Origin of the sequence: Nocardioides sp. JS614 (genome assembly GCF_000015265.1) — a bacterium.
Lineage (GTDB): Bacteria > Actinomycetota > Actinomycetes > Propionibacteriales > Nocardioidaceae > Nocardioides.
On the sequence record NC_008699.1, the window covers coordinates 2,458,892 to 2,482,041 of the forward strand.

The window sequence follows — 23,150 nt, forward strand, 5'->3', positions numbered from 1 at the left end:
CACCAGGAGAAGGATGTCGGGCATGCGGAACGACGCCGACTTCGCGGCGTACCTGGCAGCGCGCTGGCCGTTCCTGCTGCGGTCGCTGCTGCTGATCGGCTGCCCGCCCGGCGCGGCGGAGGCGATCGCGCAGACCGGCCTGGCCCGGTGCTACGCCGCCTGGGACGAGGTGCTCGAGACCGACGACGTCGACGCCACCGTCTACCGCGTGGTGCTCGACGTCTGGCACCGCCGCAAGCGCCCGCCGGTGCCGCCGGTGCCGCCGGTCGAGTCTGGGGGCGAGCCCGGCAGCCAGGCCCCGCCCCGGACCGAGGCCGGGAGCGAGCACCAGGTCGTCGACCCGGCCGAGCTGCGCCGGCGGCTCGAGGCGCGGCTCGCCGAGCTGACGCCGGGGGACCGCGAGGCGGTGGTGCTCCACGTCGTCGCCGGCCTCTCCGAGACCCAGGTGGCCGAGGTGCTGGACCGCCCGGTCCGCAGGATCAGCGCGCCGGCGTCCCCCGAGGACCTGCGGATCGTGACCGAGTCCATCGAGGTGCTCGCCCCGCCCTTCGACGGCGTGGTCGCGGAGGCCGGTGTCCGGCGCCGCCGACGCCGGAGGATCGTGGTCGCCTCGGTCGCCGCAGCCGTCCTCGTCCTCGCGGCGGCCGGCTGGGCGCTGTCCCGTTCGCCGGCCGAGCGGCCGGCGGACGCCGACTGGGTGGTCCTGCCGCAGCCGAACCCCGTCGACGTGCCCTGGTACGCCGGCGGGCTGCTGCACCTCTCGACGGTCGCCATCCGGATGCCGGCCGTGGGCGACCTCGCGGCGGTCAACGACGGGGCCGTGTTCACCGACGCCGAGGGGACGGTCTGGTTCGCCGCGGGCGACGGCGCGGTCACCGAGATCGGCCGGACCGCGCCCGACGCCAGGGTGGCGGTGTCGGACCAGACCGACTGGGCCGCGTGGGTGGATCCCTCCGCCGACGTACCCCGCCTGGTGGTGCACAACCTCGTGTCGGGCAAGGACACCGGCCTGGACCTGCCCGGGTCGGGCTCGGTGCTGGCCGTCGACCAGGCGCGGGTCTACTACACGACGACCGAGGGCGACTTCCAGTGGGAGCCGGCGGGGGACCCGATGCTGCTGGACCGCACCGGCCTGCTGGACGTGGAGTCGGCCAGCCGGGTCTACGCCGACTCCCGCGGGATCGAGATCGTGCAGGCGATCTTCCGGGTCGCGAACCTGCGTCCGGGGATCGGCGCCCTGCTCTCGCCCGGCGGCAACTTCGTGCTGAGCCGGGCCGGCGACGGCTCGGTGCCGTTCCGGCCGCTGCTGTACGACGCGCGCTCCGGCGACCGGATGCGCTCCGGGCTGGCCGCCGGCGAGCTCGCCCTGGACGCGACGTTCGGCCCCAACCACACGGTGAGCTACTTGGTCGCGCCCCGCTCCGAGATCGGCGCACCGCCGGCGGTCGACGGCAACACCGAGCCGCTGGTCATGCTGCGCACCTGCGACCTGGACCCCGTGGTGTGCCACGACGTGATCCCGCTGGCGCGCCCGGGTGAGCGGCCGCTGCTGGGCCACTGAGCGGGTCGCTGCCAGACTCCCGGCATGCGCTTCAGCCAGGTCGACGTCTTCTCCAGCCAGCCGCTGCGCGGCAACCCGGTCGCAGTCGTGCACGACGCCGACGGGGTGACCGACGAGCAGATGGCGGCGTTCGCGCGGTGGACGAACCTCTCCGAGACGACCTTCCTGCTCGCGCCGACCCAGGCCGGGGCGGACTACCGCCTGCGGATCTGGACGCCGGGCGGGGAGCTGCCGTTCGCCGGCCACCCCACGCTGGGCAGCGCGCACGCCTGGCTCGAGGCCGGCGGCGTCCCCGCCACCGACGGCGAGCTCGTCCAGGAGTGTGGCGCCGGGCTGGTGCGGCTCCGGCGGGGCACCACCCTCGCCTTCGCGGCACCGCCCCTCATCCGCTCCGGCCCGGTCGACGACGCCGATCTGGACGCGATCGTCCGTGCGCTGAGGGTGCGCCGCGACGACCTCCTCGAGGCCGCCTGGATCGACAACGGGCCGGGCTGGGTCGGCGTCCTGCTCGCGGACGCGGAGACCGTGCTCGGGCTGCGGCCCGACTGGGCGGCGTTCGGCGACCGCCAGATCGGTGTCGTGGGCCGCCACGCAGCGGACGGTCCGGCCGACGTCGAGGTGCGGGCGTTCTGCCCGGACCTCGGCATTCCGGAGGACCCGGTGACCGGCTCGCTCAACGCCGGGATCGGCCAGTGGCTGGCGGGCAGCCGCCTGCCCTCGGCGTACGTCGCGTCCCAGGGGACCGCGCTGCTGCGTGCCGGGCGGGTGCACGTGGTGAAGGAGGGGCAGACGGTGTGGGTCGGCGGCGACACCCGGACGACGATCAGCGGCTCCGTGGATCTCTGACGGCTACGCTCGCAACGTGCGGGCCTACCTCGACCTCCTCCAGCGCGTCGTCGACGAAGGCGTCCCCAAGGGCGACCGCACCGGCACCGGGACGCTGAGCGTCTTCGGGCACCAGATGCGCTTCGACCTGCGCGCCGGGTTCCCGCTCGTGACCACCAAGAAGGTGCACACCCGCTCGGTCTTCGGGGAGCTGCTGTGGTTCCTGCGCGGCGACACGAACGTGAAGTGGCTCCAGGACCGCGGCATCACGATCTGGGACGAGTGGGCCGACGAGCAGGGCGACCTGGGACCGGTCTACGGCTACCAGTGGCGCTCCTGGCCGACTCCTGACGGGCGGCACGTCGACCAGATCGCCCAGGTGGTCGAGCAGATCCGTGACTCCCCGGACTCGCGGCGCCACGTCGTGTCGGCGTGGAACGTCGCGGACATCCCCGACATGGCGCTCGCGCCGTGCCACACGATGTTCCAGTTCTACGTCGCGCCGCCTGGACCTGGGGAGGAGTCCGGGCCGGGGCGGCTCAGCTGCCAGCTCTACCAGCGCTCTGCGGACGTCTTCCTCGGCGTGCCGTTCAACATCGCGTCGTACGCCCTGCTCACCCACATGGTCGCGCAGGTGACCGGCCTCGAGGTCGGCGACTTCGTGCACACCCTCGGCGATGCGCACCTGTACTCCAACCACCTCGACCAGGCGCGGCTCCAGCTCACGCGGGAGCCGCGGCCGCTGCCCCGGCTGGTGCTCGACTCGTCGGTGACCGAGCTGGACGCGTTCGACCTCGAGCACATCGCGGTCGAGGGCTACGACCCGCACCCCGGAATCAAGGCCCCCATCGCCGTATGAGCCGGCAGGTGAGCGGCCGATGACCCCCGGCGGCAAGCGCGTCGTCCTCGTCGCCGCCGTGGCGCGCAACGGCGTGATCGGCGACGGCCCCGACATCCCCTGGCAGCTGCCCGGGGAGCAGCGGCTGTTCAAGGGCCTGACCTGGGGGCACATCCTGGTGATGGGCCGGGCGACCTACGACTCGATCGGCCGGCCGCTGCCCGGGCGCACCACGATCGTGCTCACCCGGTCCCCGGACTGGTCGGCCGAGGGGGTGCATGTCGCCCACGACCTGCCGGCGGCCCTCGCGCTCGCCGACACGCTCGAGGGCGAGGTGATGGTCGCCGGAGGCGGCCAGGTGTACGCCGCCGCGCTGCCGGTCGCCGACGAGCAGGTGCTCAGCGAGGTGGACCTGGAGCCGCAGGGCGACGCGTTCTACCCCGAGTTCGACCGCAGCGAGTGGCGCGAGACCGCCCGCGAGCAGCACGACGGGTACGACCGCGTGGTGCTTGTCCGGGCCTGACAGGCTGGCGGGCATGGAGCTGCGCGTCTTCACCGAACCCCAGCAGGGAGCCACCTTCGACGACCTGGTGCGGGTCGCCCAGGAGGCCGAACGGCTCGGCTTCGGGGCGTTCTTCCGGTCCGACCACTACCTCGGGATGGGCACCGAGGGGCTGCCCGGCCCGAGCGACGCGTGGGTGACCCTGGCCGGCCTGGCCCGGGAGACCACGACCATCCGGCTCGGCACGATGATGACCAGCGCGACGTTCCGGCTGCCCGGGCCGCTGGCGATCGCGGTCGCCAACGTCGACCAGATGAGCGGCGGGCGGGTCGAGCTCGGCATCGGCGCCGGCTGGTTCGAGGCCGAGCACACGGCGTACGGCATCCCGTTCCCCGGCACCGCCGAGCGGTTCGACCGGTTCGAGGAGCAGCTCGCGATCATCACCGGGCTGTGGGCGACACCGGCGGGGGAGCGGTTCGACTTCGAGGGGGTGCACTACCGGCTCGCGGACTCGCTGGCGCTGCCCAAGCCCGTGCAGCCGGCTCCGCCGGTGCTGGTCGGCGGTCTCGGCAAGCGCCGTACCCCGGAGCTCGCGGCCCGCTACGCCGACGAGTTCAACCTGCCGTTCGTCGACGAGGCGACCACGGCGGCGCAGTTCGCGCGGGTGCGCGAGGCGTGCGCCGAGCAGGGCCGCGACCCGGGCACGCTGACCTGGTCCAACGCGCTGGTGCTGTGCGTCGGTGCCGACGAGGCCGAGCTCGGCCGTCGCGCGGCCGCGATCGGTCGCGAGCCCGCGGAGCTGCGCGTCAACGGGCTCGCGGGGACGCCCGCCGAGGTGGTCGACAAGATCGGGCGGTACGCCGAGCTCGGCGCCGAGCGGGTCTACCTGCAGGTCCTGGACCTGGCCGACCTCGACCACCTGCGGCTGGTGGCCGCGGAGGTCCTGCCGCACGTCTGAGGCGTCCCGGGTGGGTGGCCGTCCTCAGGCGAGCGTCGAGGCGGAGAGCTCGGCCGCGATCTGGTGCGCCCAGTGGTCGATGTCGACCCAGTCGCGCAGGTCGCCCGACCGCAGCGCTCGCCGGCGTGACGGCGCCAGTCGCAGCGCCTGGTCGATCAGGTCCAGGCGGCGGACGACGAGCGCCCCGCCGAACGCCTGGCGGCTCCGGGCCCCGAGCAGGTCGGCGTACCGGTCCAGGTCGGAGGGCCCGGTGGTGGAGCCCTCGTCGTTCGCGAGCATCCCGCTGCTGAACAGCCACACCGGGCGGTCGTTGAGCGCGGCGCGGTACCGATCGGCGAACGCGGCCGCCTGCTCCATCCAGTGGCCGCGGTAGACCGAGCTGCCCAGCACCACGGCCTCGTGGTCGCGGACGGCCTCGACCGCGGCCGCCGGACGGACCCGTACGTCGTGTCCGGCGACCGAGAGCACGGCTCCGATCTGCTGGGCGATCTGGCGCGTCGCGCCGTACCTGCTGGCGAATGCCACAAGCACAGACATGTAGTCCTCCTCGCTCTCACCCTGCCGGGGGACGGCGGAGCCGGCACAGGGAACAAGGCCCCGCGGCGACGGGTCCGAAGGACCCGGCGCGCGGAGCGATAGCCTGTAGGACATGACCTCCGCGCCCGCCGCTCCCTTCGGTCGTGTGCTCACGGCGATGGCCACCGCCTTCCACGACGACGGGTCGGTGGACCTCGAGGGCACCGCCCGGATCGCCGCCTACCTCGTCGACCACGGCCACGACGGGGTCGTGGTCTCCGGCACCACCGGCGAGTCGCCGACGACCACCACCGCGGAGGACGGCGCGATCCTGGCCGCGGTCAAGGACGCGGTCGGTGGCCGCGCGGTCGTCGTGGCCGGCGTCGGCACCAACTCCACGGCACACTCGGTCGAGCTGGCCGAGCAGGCCGCCAAGCTGGGCGCCGACGGGCTGCTGCTGGTCACGCCCTACTACAACAAGCCCGGCCAGGCGGGCGTCCTGCACCACTTCACGGCCGTTGCCGAGGCCAGCGACGTCCCGGTCATGCTCTACGACGTCCCCGGCCGCACCGGCACCCAGATCGCGCTCGAGACCTATGAGGCGGCGATCCGGCTGGAGACCGTCGTCGCGGTCAAGGACGCCGTCGGCGACTTCACCCGCGGCGTCAAGATCATGCAGCTGGGCTACGCCCTCTACTCCGGCGACGACGCGAACAACCTCGGCTGGCTCGCGCACGGCGCCGCCGGCTTCGTCTCCGTCGTCGGGCACGCCGCCGGCGAGCAGTTCAAGGCGATGGCCGACACCTTCCAGGCCGGCGACCACGCCGGCGCGCTCGAGATCTTCACGCGGCTGCTCCCCGCGATCGACGCCGTCATGGGCGTCCCCAACTACGGAGCGACCACCGCCAAAGCAGCGCTCCAGCTGCTCGGCGTCCTCGACAACCGCAACGTCCGGGCACCGCTGGTGCCGTTGGACGACGACGAGGTGGCCGCGCTGCGAGCAGGGCTCGCCGCATCCGGCCTCCTGTAAGGAACCAGATGAGTCATCCCCATCCCGAGCTCTCCGCACCGGCCGCACTTCCGACGGGGGGCCTGCGGGTCATCCCGCTGGGCGGGCTGGGCGAGGTCGGCCGCAACATGACGGCCTTCGAGTACGACGGGCGCCTGCTGCTGGTCGACTGCGGGGTGCTGTTCCCGGAGGACCACCACCCCGGCGTCGACCTGATCCTCCCGGACTGGTCCTCGATCCGCGACCGGCTCGACGACGTCGAGGCGCTGGTGCTGACCCACGGGCACGAGGACCACATCGGCGCGACGCCGTACCTGCTGCGCGAGCGGGGGGACATCCCGCTCGTCGGGTCGGAGCTGACGTTGGCGCTGCTCGGCAGCAAGCTGCGCGAGCACCGGCTCAGGGAGACCGTGCACCACGTGGTCCGGGAGGGCGACCGGGCGCGCTTCGGCCCGTTCGACCTGGAGTTCGTGGCGGTCAACCACTCGATCCCCGACGCGCTCGCGGTCGCCATCCGCACCGGCGCCGGCATGGTGCTGCACACGGGTGACTTCAAGATGGACCAGCTGCCGCTGGACGGCCGGATCACGGACCTGCGAGCGTTCGCGCGGCTGGGGGAGGAGGGCGTCGACCTCTTCCTCACCGACTCCACGAACGCCGAGACACCCGGCTTCACCCCGGCGGAGAAGGCCATCACCCCGGTGATCGACCAGGTCTTCCGCGACTCCAAGCAGCGGATCATCGTCGCGTGCTTCGCCTCCCACGTGCACCGGGTCCAGCAGGTGCTGGACGCGGCGTACGCCCACGAACGTCAGGTCGCGTACGTCGGCCGCTCGATGGTCCGCAACATGGGCATCGCCCGCGACCTGGGCTACCTCCAAGTCCCGCCGAGCGTGCTGGTGGACACCAAGGACCTCGCCGACCTGCCTCCCGAGCGCCAGGTGCTGATCTCGACGGGCTCCCAGGGCGAACCGATGAGTGCGCTGTCGCGGATCGCCCAGCGCAACCACAACTTCGTGCACATCGAGGAGGGCGACACCGTCCTGCTCGCCTCGAGCCTGATCCCGGGCAACGAGAACGCCGTGTACCGGGTGATCAACGGCCTGGCCCGGTGGGGGGCGCGGGTCGTGCACAAGGGGAACGCGATGGTGCACGTGTCCGGTCACGCCAGCGCCGGCGAGCTGCTCTACTGCTACAACATCGTCAAGCCGCGCAACGTGCTGCCGGTGCACGGCGAGATCCGGCACATGCTCGCCAACGGAGAGCTCGCCCGGGAGACCGGCGTCGAGAACGTCGTGATCGCCGAGGACGGCGTGGTGGTCGACCTGATCGACGGCGTCGCCTCGATCGCGGGCAAGGTGGACTGCGGGTACGTCTTCGTCGACGGCTCCTCGGTCGGCGACATCACCGAGTCCGACCTCAAGGACCGGCGCATCCTCGGCGAGGAGGGCTTCATCTCGGTGATCGTCGTGGTCGACTCGGTCAGCGGCAAGGTCGCCGGTGGCCCGGAGATCCACGCCCGCGGTTTCGCCGAGGACGACTCGACCTTCGACGAGATCAAGCAGCCGATCATCGACGCGCTCGACCTCGCGGTCGCCGAGGGCAACACCGACTCCTACCAGCTCCAGCAGACGGTGCGCCGCGTGGTCGGTCGTTGGGTCAGCGCCACCCACCGCCGCCGCCCGATGATCATCCCCGTGGTGATCGAGGCCTGAGGCAGTCGCGCCGACCAGGTCGGTTTCCCCGGTGAACCGGGGAAACTGGAACTTCTCGGCCGAAGTTTCGGGCCCGAAGTGGCAACTTCCCCGGTGAACCGGGGAACCGTCCCCAGCGCGCGGGCCAGAAGGCAAACGGCGGCGCGTCGGGCACTCGCCCGCCTCGTGGATGGCGATGGTGTCCGGACTCACCGACGACGGGGTGGGTGGGCCTCGGTCCGGTCCGGTGGGCGAGCCGCCGAGGGCCGTAGGTGCCCGGGACTCTTCGGCCAATGCCGGAACTTCTCGGCCGAAGTTTCGGGCCAACAGTTCCGGTTTCCCCGGGTAACCGGGGAAACCAACCCCGGCAGGCCCGCGGAGGAGCCCGATGTCAGGAGCCACCCGACCACGGGTGGGCGAGCCACCACAAGACACGCACCCCTGTGATCCGTGTGACGGGAGTGGCCACTGCGTAGGGTGGTGACCATGGCGACCCGTACGTCTTCCCCGCCGGGGTCGCGGAGCAAGAGCACGTCCACGACACGCACCACGTCTGGGAGCTCGAGCACCCGATCCCGGAGTACCAGCCCGAAGCGCAAGCCTGCCCCCAAGACGGCGGCGCCGAAGAGGTCGACCCGAGGATCGTCGACCCGGGGCAAGTCCCGGCGCCCGGCCAGTCGCCGGCCCGCTCCGCGAGCCGTGCGCAGCGGCCCGGGTCCGGTCGCTCGCACCTTCGGCCTGGTCTGGCGGGGGATCTCGGCGGTGTGGCTCGGCATCGCGCACGGTCTGGGCGCGGTCGCGCGGAGCATCGGCCACACCGCCCGTGAGCTGGAGCCGGCGCACCGGCGGGACGGGGCGGGGCTGGCCCTGTTCGGCCTCGCGGTCGTCGTCGCCGCCGCGGTCTGGTGGCAGCTGCCCGGCTCCGTCATGGACGGCGCCCGCACGGTCGTCGAGGGCTCGGTCGGCAAGGTCGGGTTCCTGGTGCCGCTCGCGCTGCTCTACGTCGGGTGGCGCACCATGCGCGACCCCGAGCAGAACGGCCCGGTGGGCCGGCAGGTGGTCGGCTGGTCGGCGTTCGCCCTGGGCCTGCTCGGCATCGTGCAGATCGCCGGCGGCAACCCGCAGCCGGTGCTGGGCGACTCCAGCGACCTGCGCACCGCCGGCGGCGCCGTCGGGTACGTCGTGGCGAGCCTGCTGCTCGACCTGCTCCGCTCGGAGTTCGTCGTGGTGCCGCTGCTGGCGCTGCTCGGCTTCTTCGGCACCCTGATCATCACCGCGACGCCGCTCTACCAGGTGCCCGCCAGGCTGGCCCACGCCCGGGACCGGCTGCTCGGCCGCGCCACCCCGGAGACGGACCCGGACGCGACCCAGGCGATGCCCGCGGTCCGCGGCCGCCGGCACCGGTTCGACGAGACCGGCGAGATCGATCCCGACATGGGCGACCCGGCGTACGACACCCCGGTGCTCAGCGACCGGGAGCTCAAGCGGCGCCGCAAGAAGGCAGCCGCCGACCCCGACGCCGGCCTCGACCTGTTCGCGCCGACCGAGGTGACCCCGGCGATCACGGAGCCCGAGGACGAGACGCACACCGAGCTCGAGCCGCCGCCGCACGCCCCGCTGCCGGGCCGCGTCGAGCAGCTCGAGCTGTCCGGCGACATCGCCTACGTCCTGCCGCCCAACGACGTGCTCAAGCCGGGGTCCGCGCACAAGCCGCGTTCGCGCGCCAGCGACCAGGTCGTCGAACGGCTCACCCAGGTGATGGACGAGTTCGGGATCGACGCCCAGGTCACCGGCTACACCCGCGGCCCGACCGTCACCCGCTACGAGGTCGAGCTCGGCCCGGGCGTCAAGGTCGAGAAGATCACGAACATCCAGAGGAACATCGCGTACGCCGTCGCCTCGGCGGACGTGCGGATCCTCAGCCCGATCCCGGGCAAGTCCGCGGTCGGCGTGGAGATCCCGAACTCCGACAAGGAGATCGTCTCCCTCGGCGACGTGCTGCGGTCGAACACCGCCCGCTCGGACCACCACCCGATGGTCGCCGGTCTCGGCAAGGACGTGGAGGGCGGCTTCGTGGTCGCCAACCTCGCGAAGATGCCGCACCTCCTGGTCGCGGGCGCGACCGGCTCCGGCAAGTCGAGCTTCATCAACTCGATGATCTGCTCGGTGCTGATGCGCTCGACGCCCGACGAGGTGCGGATGATCATGGTCGACCCGAAGCGGGTCGAGCTGAACGCCTACGAGGGCGTGCCGCACCTGATCACCCCGATCATCACCAGCCCGAAGAAGGCCGCGGAGGCCCTCGCCTGGGTGGTGCGCGAGATGGACCTGCGGTACGACGACCTCGCCAACTTCGGGTTCCGCCACATCGACGACTTCAACAAGGCGGTGCGGGGCGGCAAGGTCCACCCGCCGGCGGGCAGCGAGCGGGTGCTCACGCCGTACCCGTACCTCCTGGTGGTCGTCGACGAGCTCGCCGACCTGATGATGGTCGCGCCGCGCGACGTGGAGGACGCGGTCGTCCGGATCACCCAGCTCGCCCGCGCCGCCGGCATCCACCTGGTGCTGGCGACCCAGCGGCCCTCGGTCGACGTGGTCACCGGCCTGATCAAGGCGAACGTGCCCTCGCGGCTGGCGTTCGCCACCTCGAGCCTCGCCGACAGCCGGGTGATCCTCGACCAGCCGGGCGCCGAGAAGCTGGTCGGCCAGGGTGACGGGCTGTTCCTGCCGATGGGTGCCTCCAAGCCGGCGCGGATCCAGGGGTCCTGGGTCACCGAGGCCGAGATCCATCAGGTGGTCAAGCACTGCAAGGGCCAGCTCGAGCCGTCGTACCGCGAGGACGTCACCGCGCCGGCCGCCAGCAAGCGGGACCTGGACGACGACATCGGGGACGACCTCGACCTGGTCATCCAGGCCGTCGAGCTGGTGGTCTCGACCCAGTTCGGGTCGACCTCGATGCTGCAACGCAAGCTCCGCGTCGGCTTCGCCAAGGCCGGGCGCCTGATGGACATCCTCGAGAGCCGGGGCGTGGTCGGGCCGAGCGAAGGCTCGAAGGCCCGCGACGTCCTGGTCAAGCCCGACGAGATCGATGCCGTGATCGCGACCCTCCAGGGGGAGATGTGAGCAACCTCAGCACGGATCTGCAAGAACCCGTCCAGTCCGTCGCGGCGGAGCCGGTCGAGATCCGGGTCGACGCCCGGCTGGCCGGGCCGGTCGGCGGGGTCGCGGCCGTCGTCGCCATCGCCTATCTCTCCCGTGCCATCGGTGGCGGCGGGTGGCTCGACTGGGCGCTCGCGCTCGTCACGGGCGCCATCGCGGTGGCACACCTGCAGTCGCTGGCCGACTCCCGGGTGCCGCTGCTGGTCGCCGACGAGCAGGGCGTCCGGCTGCGGCGCGGCCGCACCTGGCGCGGCCTGCCCTGGCAGGACATCGAGCAGCTCGAGCACGAGCCGCGCCGGGGCCTGCTCCGCGACGGCCGGCTGGTCCTGGTGCCCCGTGACACCGACGCCGCGGTGCTGACCGTCCCGCTGTCGCTCTCGACCCGCGTGGTCGGCGCCGACGACGGCCTGACGGCCGCGCTGGCGCACCTGGCCGACGAGCCCGAGCAGGTCGTCGAGATCGTGACGGAGGACGTCGACCGGGACGACGCGGACGACGTCGTGGACGAAGACCTGGCTGTCGATGCCGAGGACCTGGACGTCGAGGAGTGGGACGAGCCGCACGACGAGCCCGGACCGGTGCACCCGCTCCTGCACGACCCGCGTCCGGCAGTCGCTCGCGGCATCGAGTCCCTGGCGGCCCGGCTGCGGTTGACGCCCCGCCCCGCCGAGGACCCCGTCGAGCCCGAGCCGACGATGCCCGAGCAGGCGGGACCCGAGCCGACGGTGCCGCTGCCGCTCGTGACCAGTCCCACCCAGAGCCCACTACGGGAGCCGGTGCCCGCGGTCCGCTCCGAGATCCGGTTCGACGGTGCCGCCGCGTTCGCGCTGGACCCGGCTGAGGACGCCACCAGGGTCGACGCCCGCCTCCCGGAGGCCGGTGAGCTGCACCGCTCCGAGGGTCTCCTGATCGACGACCTCGTCCTGGAGCAGGGCGCGGTGCTGCCCGCCGCCGACCCCGTCGTCGGCCCCGAGCTCGCCGCGGCCCGGACCCGGCTGTCCCTCACCGTCGACCAGCTCGCGGAGCGCACCCGGATCCGGCCGCACGTCATCGAGTCCATCGAGGTCGACGACTTCGCTCCCTGCGGCGGCGACTTCTACGCCCGCGGCCACCTGCGCACCCTCGCCCGGGTCCTCGGCGTCGACGCGGCACCGCTGCTGGCGGCGTACGACGAGCGCTATGCCGATGCGCCGATCGACGCCCGGCGGGTGCTCCAGGCCGAGCTCGCGACCGGGGTCGACGGCCCGATCCGCAGCACCCGCGGCGGGCCGAACTGGTCGGTGCTGGTCGCCGCGGTGATGGCGATCGTGCTGGCCTGGTCGATCGCCCGGCTGGCCCTGGACAGCCCGGTCGAGCTCGACCGCAAGCCCGTGCTCAACGGGTCCCCGTCGTCGGTCGGCAAGCTCGGGCCGGCGGTGCCCGTCCTCCTGGAGGCCTCCGCCGGCGGCGCCCACGTCGTCGTCCGGGACGGCGCGGGTGAGGTCGTCTACAGCGGCGACCTGGCCTACGGCCAGTCGAAGACGGTCAAGGCGTCCCCACCGGTGCGGGTCCAGTCCTCCGACGGTGCGCTCCACGTGACCGTCGACGGGCAGGACCGGGGGCCGCTGGGTGCCGACGGGCAGCCCGCGCAGAACACCTTCGCGGCCGCGACCGAGTGACGCCGCCGCGGCCCGTTTCGACGGGCCGCGGCCCGGTTGACATACTCGACGACGACCATGACGACTGACTCCAGCCCTGCCCCCGTCCGCGAACTGCTGTCGGTGGCGATGGTGACCCTCGGCTGCGCCCGCAACGAGGTCGATTCCGAGGAGCTCGCCGGGCGCCTCGAGGCCGACGGGTTCCGGCTGGTCCAGGACCCGGCGGAGGCCGACACGGTCGTCGTCAACACGTGCGGCTTCGTCGAGGCCGCGAAGAAGGACTCCGTCGACACCCTGCTCCAGGCGGCCGACCTCAAGGCCCGGTCCGAGCAGGGGCAGGGCCGCACGCGGGCCGTGGTCGCCGTCGGCTGCCTGGCCGAGCGCTACGGCAAGGACCTCGCCGCCTCCCTGCCCGAGGCCGACGCCGTCTTCGGCTTCGACGACTACCCCGACATCGCCGCCCGACTGCGCTCGATCGTCGCGGGCGAGGCCCACGAGGCGCACACCCCCCACGACCGCCGCACGCTGCTGCCGATCACCCCGGTGGAGCGGGTCCTGTCCACCACGCCGGTGCCCGGCCACGCCTCCGGCCCGGCGTCGGTACGACGGCGCCTCGACGACGGCCCGACGGCGGCGCTGAAGCTGGCCAGCGGGTGCGACCGGCGCTGCTCGTTCTGTGCGATCCCGGCCTTCCGGGGCTCGTTCCTGAGCCGCCGCCCGAGCGACGTGCTCCAGGAGGCGCGCTGGCTCGCCGACCACGGCGCTCGCGAGCTGTTCCTGGTCAGCGAGAACTCGACCTCCTACGGCAAGGACCTGGGCGACCTGCGGCTGCTCGAGACGCTGCTGCCCGAGCTGGCCGCCGTGGACGGGGTGGAGCGGGTCCGCGTCTCCTACCTGCAGCCGGCCGAGACCCGGGCGGGACTGATCGAGGCCATCGCGAGCACGCCCGGGGTGGCGCCGTACTTCGACCTGTCCTTCCAGCACGCGAGCGCCCCGGTGCTGCGCCGGATGCGCCGGTTCGGCGACCCGGAGAGCTTCCTCGCCCTGCTCGCGCAGGTCCGGGGCCACGCGCCGGCGGCGGGCGTGCGCAGCAACGTGATCGTGGGCTTCCCCGGCGAGACCGAGCAGGACCTCGAGACCCTGTGCGACTTCCTGGTCGCCGCGCGCCTCGACGTCACCGGCGTGTTCGGCTACTCCGACGAGGACGGCACCGAGGCCGCGACGTACGACGGCAAGCTCGACGACGACGAGATCCGAGCCCGGGTCGAGCACGTGAGCGACCTGGTCGAGGAGCTGACCTCCCAGCGGGCGGCCGAGCGGCTCGGCGAGCAGGTCGAGGTGCTCGTGGAACGGGTCGAGGACGGCCCGGGCGGGCGCACCGTCGAGGGCCGGGCGGCCCACCAGGGCCCCGAGGTCGACGGCGCCACCTACCTGCTGGACAGCGACGCCCGCGTCGGCGACCTGGTGCGTGCGGTCGTGGTGGGCTCCGAGGGCGCCGACCTGGACGCGAGACCCCTGTGACGACCGAGGGTGCTGTGATGACCGAGGTGCCGCGATGACCGAGGTGGCGGCCAAGCCGAGCAACTGGAACGTTCCGAACGTGCTCACCACGTTGCGGATCGTGCTGGTCCCGTTCTTCGGCTGGGCGCTGCTGGTCGACGGCGGCGACTCGATCCTCTGGCGGAGCGTCGCCTGGGTGGTGTTCGTGGTCGCGATGGTCACCGACAAGATCGACGGCGACCTGGCGCGCAAGCACAACCTGGTCACGAACTTCGGCAAGATCGCCGACCCGATCGCCGACAAGGCGATCACCGGGATGGCCTTCGTCGGCCTCTCGATCGTCGGTGACATCTGGTGGTGGGTGACGATCGTCGTCCTGCTGCGCGAGTGGAGCGTCACCCTGCTGCGGCTCTCGGTGCTGAAGAAGGTGGTGATCGCGGCCGCCGACCTCGGCAAGCTCAAGACCACGTTCCAGGCGATCGCCCTGGGGAGCCTCTGCCTGCCGCTGCGCGACCCGGACCTGCCGGACTGGGCCGGGGTTCCCGGCGAGGTGTTCTTCTACGCTGCTCAGGCCTGCCTGGCGGTCGCCGTCGCCCTGACCCTCTGGTCGGGCTGGGAGTTCTTCCGCGGTGTCTGGCAGCAGCGGCACGCGCTGCGAGGCTGAGGCTCCGCCTGCGTGTCAGCGCGCCCACCCTTCCGGGTGAGAAGGCACAAGGTCTGCCCGCCCGAGGGGTCGCCGCTTGGCGACATCTGCTTTGTCGAGAGCCCCTCGAGACGCAGGACTTCCCGTCTACATCCGTTGGTCGCCAAACCGTTACGTCTCGGGCACTTGGACTCTGGATTTCTTGCGGGCGCGTGAGGTTAGGTACCGGCACCAATCCTTTCTCAACCGTCGAAAGGTCGATCCATTGCCTGCCAGTAGCTCTCGGGCGCGACGGGGCGTGCGTGCCCTGACCGCCACCGCCGGACTCGCGCTGGTCGCGACGTCCACCACCATGATCACGACGCCTGCGAGCGCCGCGGACCCGGTCGACATCCAGATCATCGGCACGAACGACTTCCACGGCCGGCTCCAGCCGGATCGCGACATCCCGGGCGCCGCCAAGTACGCCGGCGCCATCGACGCGCTGCGTGCGGCGAACCCGAACACGATCTTCGCGGCCGCCGGCGACCTGATCGGAGCGACGACGTTCGACTCCTTCATCGCCCAGGACAAGCCGACCATCGACATCTTCAACGCGATGGACCTCGACGTCTCCGCCGTCGGCAACCACGAGCTGGACCAGGGCTACGACGACCTGGTCAACCGGGTGATGGCGCCGTTCGACGCGACGACCAACCCCAAGGGCGGTGCCGGCTGGACCTACATCGCGGCCAACCTCGACGAGCCCGGCACCGCTGACGAGATCGCGCCGTCGTTCACCAAGGACGTGGCCGGCGTGACCGTCGGGTTCGTGGGTGCGGTCACCGAGCACCTGCCCGAGCTCGTGAGCCCCGACGGGATCGAGGGCGTCACCGTCACCGACATCGTCGACGCGACCAACGAGGAGGCGGCCGAGCTGAAGGCGGCCGGCGCCGCCGTGGTCGTGCTGCTCGTCCACGAGGGCGCGCCGTCGACCGACTGCGCCACGATGGACGACGACCCGACCTCCGACTTCGGCTCGATCATCAACGGTGTGGGCGGTGACGTGGACGCGATCGTCTCCGGCCACACGCACCTCAACTACAGCTGCTCCTTCCCGGTCGCCTCCTGGGCCGGCGACGCGACCCGCGTCGTCAAGGACCGCCCGGTCGTCTCGGCCGGTCAGTACGGCGCGTTCTTGAACAAGCTCGACTTCTCCGTCGACCCGGCCACCGGCACCGTCCTGGCGGTCACGAACGAGAACCTGAACCTGAACACCGGTACGTACACCGCTGACCCGGAGGTCCAGGCGATCGTCGACCAGGCCAAGGCAGACGCCGAGGGCCCGGGCGCCGAGGTCCTCGGCCAGCTCGGCGGCGCGTTCAAGCGCGCGACCAAGGCGGACGGCTCGGAGAACCGCGGTGGCGAGTCCACGCTCGGCAACTTCGTGGCCGACGTCCAGCGGTGGGCGACGCGCAGCAGCACGTTCGGCGGAGCGCAGATCGCGTTCATGAACCCGGGCGGCCTGCGCAAGGACATGGTCGGCAATGCCGACGCCGGCTACCCGGCCGGCGTGACCTACCGGCAGGCGGCCGACGTCCAGCCGTTCGCGAACACCCTGGTGAACAAGCAGTTCACCGGTGCCCAGATCCGGCAGATCCTCGAGCAGCAGTGGCAGCCCGAGGGCGCCTCGCGGCCGTTCCTCCGCCTCGGCACCTCGAGCGGGTTCAAGTACACCTACGACGCCGACGCCCCCGCGGGCGAGCGGATCGGCACCATGTGGCTGCGCGGCCAGGTGATCGCGGACGACGCGACCTACTCGGTCACGGCGAACAGCTTCCTCGCCGGTGGCGGTGACAACTTCACCGTGTTCAGGGACGGCACGCAGTCGCGCGACACCGGCCAGACCGACCTCCAGGCGATGGTCGACTACATGGCCCGCCACGGCGCCGACAACCCGGCGGTGCCGGTCTGGAAGCAGCACGCGGTCGGCGTGAACTGGATCTCCGACAACATCGTGCAGCCCGGCTCGCGGCGCGTGAAGCTGGACGTCTCCTCGTGGGCGTTCACCGGCGTCGGTGACGTCCAGGACACCAAGATCTTCGCCCGGATCGGGACGAAGACCCTCGGCCAGTTCGCGGTCGACAACACCATCGTCGCGCTCGAGGACGTTCTCTCGGCGTACGACGAGACCGGCACCGCGCGGGTCGCGCTCGGCGTCCCGGCAGACGACACGGGCACCCTCGCGCTGCGCCTGGTCGGCAACAACACCGGCACGGTCATCAAGGTCCCGGTCCGCGTCAAGCGGCGCTAGGCACCACCCTCTCGTCGGGGCCCGCCGTCAGGCGGGCCCCGACCCAGGCGTCACCCCACCCACTCGGAAGGATCCCCATGTCCACGACGTCTCGGACGTCGCGGCGAGGGTTGGCGGTCGTCGCCACCCTCGCAGCGGCGGCGACCGGAATCACCCTGGCCCCACTCCCGGCCGCCCAGGCCGCCAGCACCGGCCTCGTCATCAGCGAGGTGTACGGCGGCGGCGGCAACAGCGGCGCGACCTACACGAACGACTTCATCGAGCTCTACAACCCCACGTCCGCGCCGATCTCGGTCAACGGCATGTCGGTGCAGTACCGCAGCAGCGGCAGCGTCAACCCGGCGACCGGCGTCACCGCGCTGAGCGGGTCGGTCCCCGCCGGCGGTCACTATCTCGTCCAGCAGGCCGCCGGAGCCGGTGGCACGACCGCGCTGCCGACGCCGGACGCGACCGGGTCGATCGCCATGAGCGGCTCGGCCTTCACCGTCTGGCTCGCCAGTGGCACCACCGCGCTGAACCCGACCGCCGACGGCACCGCCGTACGCGACGGGATCGTCGACCTGGTCGGCGTCAACAGCAACACCTTCGAGACCGCCAAGGCCGCGGTGCTGAGCAACACCACCTCCAGCAGCCGCACCGCGCCCGACAACGACAACAACGCGGCCGAGTTCACGGCGGGTGCCCCGGACCCGCAGAACAGCAGCGGTGGCACCACCGAGCCGCCGGCCGAGCCGACCGCCGCCACCATCGCCGAGATCCAGGGCACCGGAGACACCTCGCCGCTGGTCGGGGAGACGGTCGTGACCGAGGGCGTCGTGACAGCGGCGTACCCGAGTGGCGGCTACAACGGCTTCTACCTCCAGACGCCGGGCACCCCGGACACGCCGGGAGCGTCCGACGCGGTCTTCGTCTACGGCTCCGCCGCGACCGCGACCGTCGCGATCGGCGACAGCGTCGAGGTGACCGGCGACGTCAGCGAGTTCAACGGCACCACCGAGATCTCGGCGGCCGCAGCCGACGTCGTCGACCTGACCGACCCGCTGGGCACCGTCAGCCCGCTCGACGTGCCGTGGAGCGAGCTGGACACCGCGGCCGAGAAGGAGTCGCACGAGGGCGAGCTGGTCACCCCGCAGGGTGCGTTCACCGTCAGCGACAACTACGACACCAACTTCTACGCCTCGTTCACCCTCGCCGCCGGCGACCACCCGCTGGTCCAGCCGACCGACGTCGTCGACGCCCAGGACACCGCCGCGGTCGCCGCGGTCCAGGCCGACAACGCCGCCCGCACGATCACCCTCGACGACGGCGCCAGCATCAACTTCAACTCGAGCGCGAACAAGGGCATCCCGCTGCCGTGGCTCTCGCAGGACAACCCGGTCCGCATCGGCTCGGCGGTCACGTTCCACCAGCCGCTGGTGCTGGAGTACCGCAACAGCATGTGGAACCTGCAGCCCACCAGCCAGGTGACCGGCGCGGGGACCGACGTTGCGACCTTCACCAACACGCGCACGGCCGCCCCCGAGGCGGTCGGCGGCGACATCCGGCTGGCGACGTTCAACGTGCTGAACTACTTCCCGACCACCGGTGCCGACTACGAGGCGGCCGGCCTGGGGACCTGCACCTACTACAACGACCGCGCCGGCAACCACATCACCGTGAACCGGTGCGGCACCGACGCGTCGCCCGGTCCGCGCGGAGCGGCCGACGACGTCAACCTCCAGCGGCAGCAGGCCAAGATCGTCGCGGCGATCGACAACCTGGGCGCCAGCATCGTGTCGCTCGAGGAGATCGAGAACTCGGTGAAGTTCGGCCTGGACCGCGACTACGCCGTCTCGACGCTCGTCGACGCCCTCAACGCAGCGGCCGGCTCGGGCGTCTGGGCGTACGCGCCCTCGCCGGACGCCGCCGACCTGCCGACGGTCGCCGAGCAGGACGTCATCCGCACGGCCTTCATCTACAAGCCGGCCGACGTCTCGCTGGTGGGTCCGTCGCACGTGCTGACCGGGTCGGCGGCCTTCGCCGACGCGCGTGAGCCGCTCGCGCAGGGGTTCAAGGCCACCGGCGCGCCGGACGCCGACGCGTTCCTCGTGATCGTCAACCACTTCAAGTCCAAGGGCTCGGGCGTCGACGACGGCACCGGCCAGGGCAACGCGAACCCGGACCGCATCGCCCAGGCCGAGGCGCTCAGCGACTTCGCCATCCAGGTGGCCGCGGGCCTCGACACCGACGCCGTCTTCCTGACCGGTGACTTCAACTCCTACACCCAGGAGGACCCGCTCCAGGTCCTGTACGGCGCCGGCTACGACAACCTCGAGTCGACCACCGACCCCGAGGAGACGACGTACAGCTTCGACGGCCTCGCCGGCTCGCTCGACCACGTGCTGGCCAGCCCGGCCGCCGCGGCGATGGTCACCGGGGTGGACATCTGGAACATCAACGCCGACGAGTCGATCGCGTTCGAGTACAGCCGCTACAACTACAACGCGACCGACTTCTACGCGCCCGGCCCCTACCGTGCCTCCGACCACGACCCCGAGGTCGTCGGCATCGACCTGCCCGTCATCGGCCCGGTCGCATCGACGGTGACCGCCGAGGACGTGACGGTCGTGTTCAGCAAGGAGCGTGCCGAGATCCCGGTGAGCGTGACGGCCGATCACGTCGTGCCGACCGGTGAGGTGACGATCCTCGACGGCGACCAGGTGCTCGGGACGGCCACCCTGACGGACGGCAGCGCGGTCGTGGTGCTGCCGAAGAAGGCCCTCAAGCGCGGCACCCACGTGCTCACGGTGGCCTACTCCGGTGACCAGGCCGTTGCCGCCGGCAGCACCACCGTGACGGTGCGGGTCACCAACCCCGCCGGGCACTGACCGACCACGTCGACCCGCCCGGGACTCTCGGGCGGGTCAACGTGGCGTGAGGTCGAACGCCGCGCGCACGAGGGCCAGGTGGCTGAACGCCTGGGGGAAGTTGCCGATCATCCTCGCGCGCGCGGCGTCGTACTCCTCCGGGAGGAGCCCGACGTCGTTGGCCAGGCCGCACAGCCGGTCGAACAGGGCGTGCGCCTCGTCCGTGCGCCCGCACCGGGCGTACGCGGAGACCAACCAGAACGAGCACGCCAGGAACGGGTGCTCGTCGCCGGGCAGGCCGTCGACACCGGTCTCCGTGCGGTAGCGCAGCACCAGGCCGTCGCGGACCAGGTCCTCCTCGACCGCCTTGATCGTCCCGAGCATCCGGGGGTCGTCGCCGGCGACGAAGCCGATCTTGGGGAGCACCAGCAGCGAGGCGTCCACGGCGGTCGTGCCGTAGTGCTGGACGAACGTGTTGCGTTCGGCGTCGAAGCCGCGCTCCAGGATCTCGGCCCGCACGGTGTCACGCAGCCCGCGCCACTGCTCGACGGGGCCCTCCAGGTCGAAGTCCTCCACCGCGCGCTCCGCGCGGTCGAACGCCGCCCACACCATCGCCTGGGAGTGGGTGAACCGTTGCTGCGGACCGCGGATCTCCCACAGCCCGTGGTCCGGCTCGCGCCAGGTGCGAGCCAGGTTGTCCATCAGCGCCAGCTGGAGCGCCCAGCCGTTGCGATCCAGGCGTCCGGTCGCCTGCCGGGTCTGCTCGAGGGCGATCATCACCTCGCCGACGACGTCGAGCTGGCGCTGCAGCGCGGCACCGTTGCCGATCCGGACCGGCCGCGAGTCCTGGTAGCCGGGCAGGTGCGCGAGCTCGAGCTCGGTGATCCGCCGGCCGCCGTCGACGGCGTAGACGATCTGCAGGTCCGCCGGGTCGCCGGCCACGGCGCGCAGCAGCCAGCCTCGCCACAGCTGGGCCTCCTCGGTGTAGCCGGCCTCGATCAGGGCGCCGATCGTGAGCGCCGCGTCGCGCAGCCAGCAGAACCGGTAGTCCCAGTTGCGCACCCCGCCCGGGTCCTCGGGCAGGGAGGTGGTCGGTGCGGCGACGATCCCACCCGTCTCGGAGTCGGTCAGCATCCGCAGGGTGAGCAGCGAGCGGCGCACCAGGTCGGAGTGCGGCACGTCGGTGCGGCACCGCGCGGCCCAGTCCTGGTCCGCGGCGACGGTCGCCTCGACGCGGTCGTCGAGCACCCCGAGGTCGCGCAACGGCACGTGCGAGGGCAGCCAGGTCGTCGAGAACGTCAGGACCTCGCCCTCGGTCACGTCGAACTCGTCGGTGTGGCGGTGGTCGCTGGCCCGGGGGAGCCGAGGCCCCCGGAGCACGAGGCGGTCGGGACCGCCGATCGCCGTGATCACGGCCTCGCCGTCGACGACCTGGCGGCGCACCCAGGGCAGGATCGCGCCGTAGTCGAGCCGCACCACCCACTCGTGGCGCATCCGCACCGTGCCGCTGACGCCGCAGATCCGGCGTACCACGTCGGAGCGACGGTCACCCGGCGGCATGACGTCGGTCAGGGTCACGACCCCGGTGTCGGTGGTGAACGTGGTCTCCAGGGCCGAGGAGCCGCCGACGTAGCGCCGGCTGACCCGGTAGCCGTCGGCCGGGCACAGCTGCCAGTGACCGTGGTCCTCGGTCCCGAGCAGGGCGGCGAAGCAGGCCGAGGACCCGAAGCGGGGCAGGCAGAGCCAGTCGATCGAGCCGTTCGTCCCCACCAGGGCCCCGGTCTGCCGGTCGCCGACCAGTGCGTAGTCCGCGATCGGTAGCGCCATGCCGCGAGGTTAGCCGCCGTGGCTAACCTGACCTGCGTGACGGACCTGCTCACCCGCGTGCACCTGCTCCTCCGGGCCGGTGGCCACACGATCGCCACCGCAGAGTCCCTGACCGGGGGTCGGCTGGCGGTCGCGCTCACCGACGTGCCGGGCGCCTCCGAGACCTACCTCGGGGGTGTCGTCACCTACGCCACCGAGATCAAGTCGTCGCTGCTCGACGTCGACGACGCGATCATCGAGCAGCACGGGGTGGTGTCCGCCGAGTGCGCCCGGGCGATGGCGTCGGGGGTGCGGGCCCTGATGGGGGCGAGCTTCGGCGTCTCCACGACCGGCGTCGCGGGCCCGACCGAGCAGGAGGGCAAGCCCCCGGGCACGGTGTTCGTCGGGATCGCCGGCCCCGGCCTGGTCGAGGTCGTCGCCCTGGAGCTGAGCGGCGACCGCGGCCGGATCCAGGGGCGTACCTGCGACGAGGCGTTCGCGGCGTTGGAGGCGGTCCTGCGGCGGGAAGAAACGCGCCTCGGGTAGCGTTGTTCGTACGTTCCACGGAGAGGAGAGGCGCATGGTGCTGTTCCGCCGGCTGCTCGGCGACGTGCTCCGCGACCTGCGGATGCAGCGCGGCCTGACGTTGCGCGAGGTCTCCGCCGAGGCCCGGGTCAGCCTGGGCTACATCTCCGAGATCGAGCGCGGCCAGAAGGAGGCCTCCTCCGAGCTGCTCGCCTCCCTGTGCGCGGCCCTCGACGTCCCGCTCTCCGACGTCCTGCGCGAGGTGTCCGACGCCGTGGCTCTCGAAGAGGCGGCGAGCACGCTCACCGTCGTCACCGCGGCCTGATCGCTGCCGCGTAACCGCCCTCCCCGGCGCCTCGTTGGGCGGCCATGACCGGCCGCCCACGCGCTCATCTCGTCGTGCTCGCCGTCCTGGCGCTGGCGGTCGGGACGCTGCCGGCCCTGGCGTTCACCGCACCGGCCGCCGGGGCTCCCGGGGACGGCCCGCTGCTCACCCGGATCTCGGGGTTCCACCTGGACCCCGACCGGGCGCGGGTGCGACCCGACGACTACACCGCGTACCGCGTCGACCTGTCGGGCCTGGCCCGCGCGTACCTCGGGTCGGCGAGCAGGGCGAGCCGGTAGTGGCGCTCGTGGTCGGCACCGGGCCGGGCTACGGACGGGTCGGCGTCTACCTCGAGGGCGAGCTGCTGCGACGGGTGGCGTTGCGCAGCGGCACGGCGCGGGCGCGAGTGCTGGTCCCCGTGGCGACCCTGTCGCACCCGACCAGCGGCCGGCTGACGATCCGGACGCTGAGCGGCAAGCCGGTCCGGATCGAGGGGCTGGGCCTGCGGTAGTC

General features: G+C 72.4%; 19 protein-coding genes. 17 read left to right on the forward strand and 2 right to left on the reverse strand.

Annotated features, from left to right (window positions below; translation table 11 throughout):
- Window positions 1–22 precede the first annotated feature (22 nt).
- From NOCA_RS25870 to NOCA_RS13175, 5 genes are read left to right on the forward strand one after another with little or no spacing between them, the layout of a single operon-like run.
- Window positions 23–1,561: a sigma factor-like helix-turn-helix DNA-binding protein gene (locus tag NOCA_RS25870; RefSeq protein WP_049774352.1), complete on the forward strand. Its 1,539-nt coding sequence runs from the start codon at window positions 23–25 to the stop codon at window positions 1,559–1,561.
- 24 nt (window positions 1,562–1,585) lie between these two features.
- Window positions 1,586–2,407, forward strand: a complete 822-nt coding sequence (locus tag NOCA_RS13160) for a PhzF family phenazine biosynthesis protein (protein WP_011755757.1) — start codon at window positions 1,586–1,588, stop codon at window positions 2,405–2,407.
- Between the two features lie 16 nt (window positions 2,408–2,423).
- Window positions 2,424–3,245 carry a thymidylate synthase gene (locus NOCA_RS13165; RefSeq protein WP_011755758.1) on the forward strand — a complete coding sequence of 274 codons (822 nt, stop codon included), beginning with the start codon at window positions 2,424–2,426 and terminating at the stop codon, window positions 3,243–3,245.
- A 19-nt stretch (window positions 3,246–3,264) separates the two neighbouring features.
- Entirely contained in the window at window positions 3,265–3,747 is a 483-nt protein-coding gene (locus NOCA_RS13170; RefSeq protein ID WP_011755759.1) for a dihydrofolate reductase, read from the forward strand.
- Window positions 3,748–3,760: 13 nt separating this feature from the next.
- Window positions 3,761–4,684 carry an LLM class F420-dependent oxidoreductase gene (locus NOCA_RS13175; protein ID WP_041546533.1) on the forward strand — a complete coding sequence of 308 codons (924 nt, stop codon included), beginning with the start codon at window positions 3,761–3,763 and terminating at the stop codon, window positions 4,682–4,684.
- Window positions 4,685–4,708: 24 nt separating this feature from the next.
- Here NOCA_RS13175 and NOCA_RS13180 read toward each other — a convergent pair whose 3' ends face one another.
- Complete coding sequence (locus NOCA_RS13180) at window positions 4,709–5,221, reverse strand: flavodoxin domain-containing protein (protein WP_011755761.1); 513 nt, start codon at window positions 5,219–5,221, stop codon at window positions 4,709–4,711.
- Between the two features lie 112 nt (window positions 5,222–5,333).
- On the opposite strand from NOCA_RS13180, the gene dapA reads away from it, so the two are divergent.
- From dapA to NOCA_RS13220, 8 genes are all read left to right on the forward strand, one after another.
- Window positions 5,334–6,230, forward strand: coding sequence for a 4-hydroxy-tetrahydrodipicolinate synthase (dapA, locus tag NOCA_RS13185; RefSeq protein ID WP_011755762.1), 897 nt, complete (start codon window positions 5,334–5,336; stop codon window positions 6,228–6,230).
- A gap of 8 nt (window positions 6,231–6,238) precedes the next feature.
- Window positions 6,239–7,924, forward strand: a complete 1,686-nt coding sequence (locus NOCA_RS13190; protein WP_011755763.1) for a ribonuclease J — start codon at window positions 6,239–6,241, stop codon at window positions 7,922–7,924.
- A gap of 465 nt (window positions 7,925–8,389) precedes the next feature.
- Complete coding sequence (locus tag NOCA_RS13195; protein WP_011755764.1) at window positions 8,390–11,026, forward strand: FtsK/SpoIIIE family DNA translocase; 2,637 nt, start codon at window positions 8,390–8,392, stop codon at window positions 11,024–11,026.
- Window positions 11,023–12,720 carry a helix-turn-helix domain-containing protein gene (locus NOCA_RS13200; protein WP_011755765.1) on the forward strand — a complete coding sequence of 566 codons (1,698 nt, stop codon included), beginning with the start codon at window positions 11,023–11,025 and terminating at the stop codon, window positions 12,718–12,720. Before NOCA_RS13195 ends, NOCA_RS13200 begins: the two co-directional genes overlap by 4 nt.
- 96 nt (window positions 12,721–12,816) lie before the next feature.
- Window positions 12,817–14,220: a 30S ribosomal protein S12 methylthiotransferase RimO gene (gene rimO / locus NOCA_RS13205; RefSeq protein ID WP_238383495.1), complete on the forward strand. Its 1,404-nt coding sequence runs from the start codon at window positions 12,817–12,819 to the stop codon at window positions 14,218–14,220.
- A gap of 34 nt (window positions 14,221–14,254) precedes the next feature.
- Window positions 14,255–14,863 (forward strand): CDP-diacylglycerol--glycerol-3-phosphate 3-phosphatidyltransferase, encoded by a 609-nt coding sequence (gene pgsA / locus NOCA_RS13210; RefSeq protein ID WP_011755767.1) that lies wholly within the window; start codon window positions 14,255–14,257, stop codon window positions 14,861–14,863.
- Between the two features lie 277 nt (window positions 14,864–15,140).
- Window positions 15,141–17,135 (forward strand): bifunctional metallophosphatase/5'-nucleotidase, encoded by a 1,995-nt coding sequence (locus tag NOCA_RS13215; protein WP_140404029.1) that lies wholly within the window; start codon window positions 15,141–15,143, stop codon window positions 17,133–17,135.
- A 77-nt stretch (window positions 17,136–17,212) separates the two neighbouring features.
- Entirely contained in the window at window positions 17,213–20,002 is a 2,790-nt protein-coding gene (locus tag NOCA_RS13220; protein WP_011755769.1) for an ExeM/NucH family extracellular endonuclease, read from the forward strand.
- 36 nt (window positions 20,003–20,038) lie between these two features.
- On the opposite strand, the gene NOCA_RS13225 is transcribed toward NOCA_RS13220, so the two are convergent.
- Window positions 20,039–21,808: a glycoside hydrolase family 15 protein gene (locus NOCA_RS13225; RefSeq protein WP_011755770.1), complete on the reverse strand. Its 1,770-nt coding sequence runs from the start codon at window positions 21,806–21,808 to the stop codon at window positions 20,039–20,041.
- Between the two features lie 18 nt (window positions 21,809–21,826).
- Between NOCA_RS13225 and NOCA_RS13230 the strand changes: the two genes are divergently transcribed.
- From NOCA_RS13230 to NOCA_RS13245, 4 genes are read left to right on the forward strand one after another with little or no spacing between them, the layout of a single operon-like run.
- Window positions 21,827–22,333 carry a CinA family protein gene (locus tag NOCA_RS13230; protein WP_011755771.1) on the forward strand — a complete coding sequence of 169 codons (507 nt, stop codon included), beginning with the start codon at window positions 21,827–21,829 and terminating at the stop codon, window positions 22,331–22,333.
- 34 nt (window positions 22,334–22,367) lie between these two features.
- Complete coding sequence (locus NOCA_RS13235) at window positions 22,368–22,637, forward strand: helix-turn-helix domain-containing protein (RefSeq protein ID WP_011755772.1); 270 nt, start codon at window positions 22,368–22,370, stop codon at window positions 22,635–22,637.
- 44 nt (window positions 22,638–22,681) lie between these two features.
- Entirely contained in the window at window positions 22,682–22,936 is a 255-nt protein-coding gene (locus NOCA_RS13240) for a hypothetical protein (RefSeq protein ID WP_011755773.1), read from the forward strand.
- Entirely contained in the window at window positions 22,936–23,148 is a 213-nt protein-coding gene (locus tag NOCA_RS13245) for a hypothetical protein (protein WP_011755774.1), read from the forward strand. Before NOCA_RS13240 ends, NOCA_RS13245 begins: the two co-directional genes overlap by 1 nt.
- The last annotated feature ends 2 nt before the right edge of the window (window positions 23,149–23,150 follow it).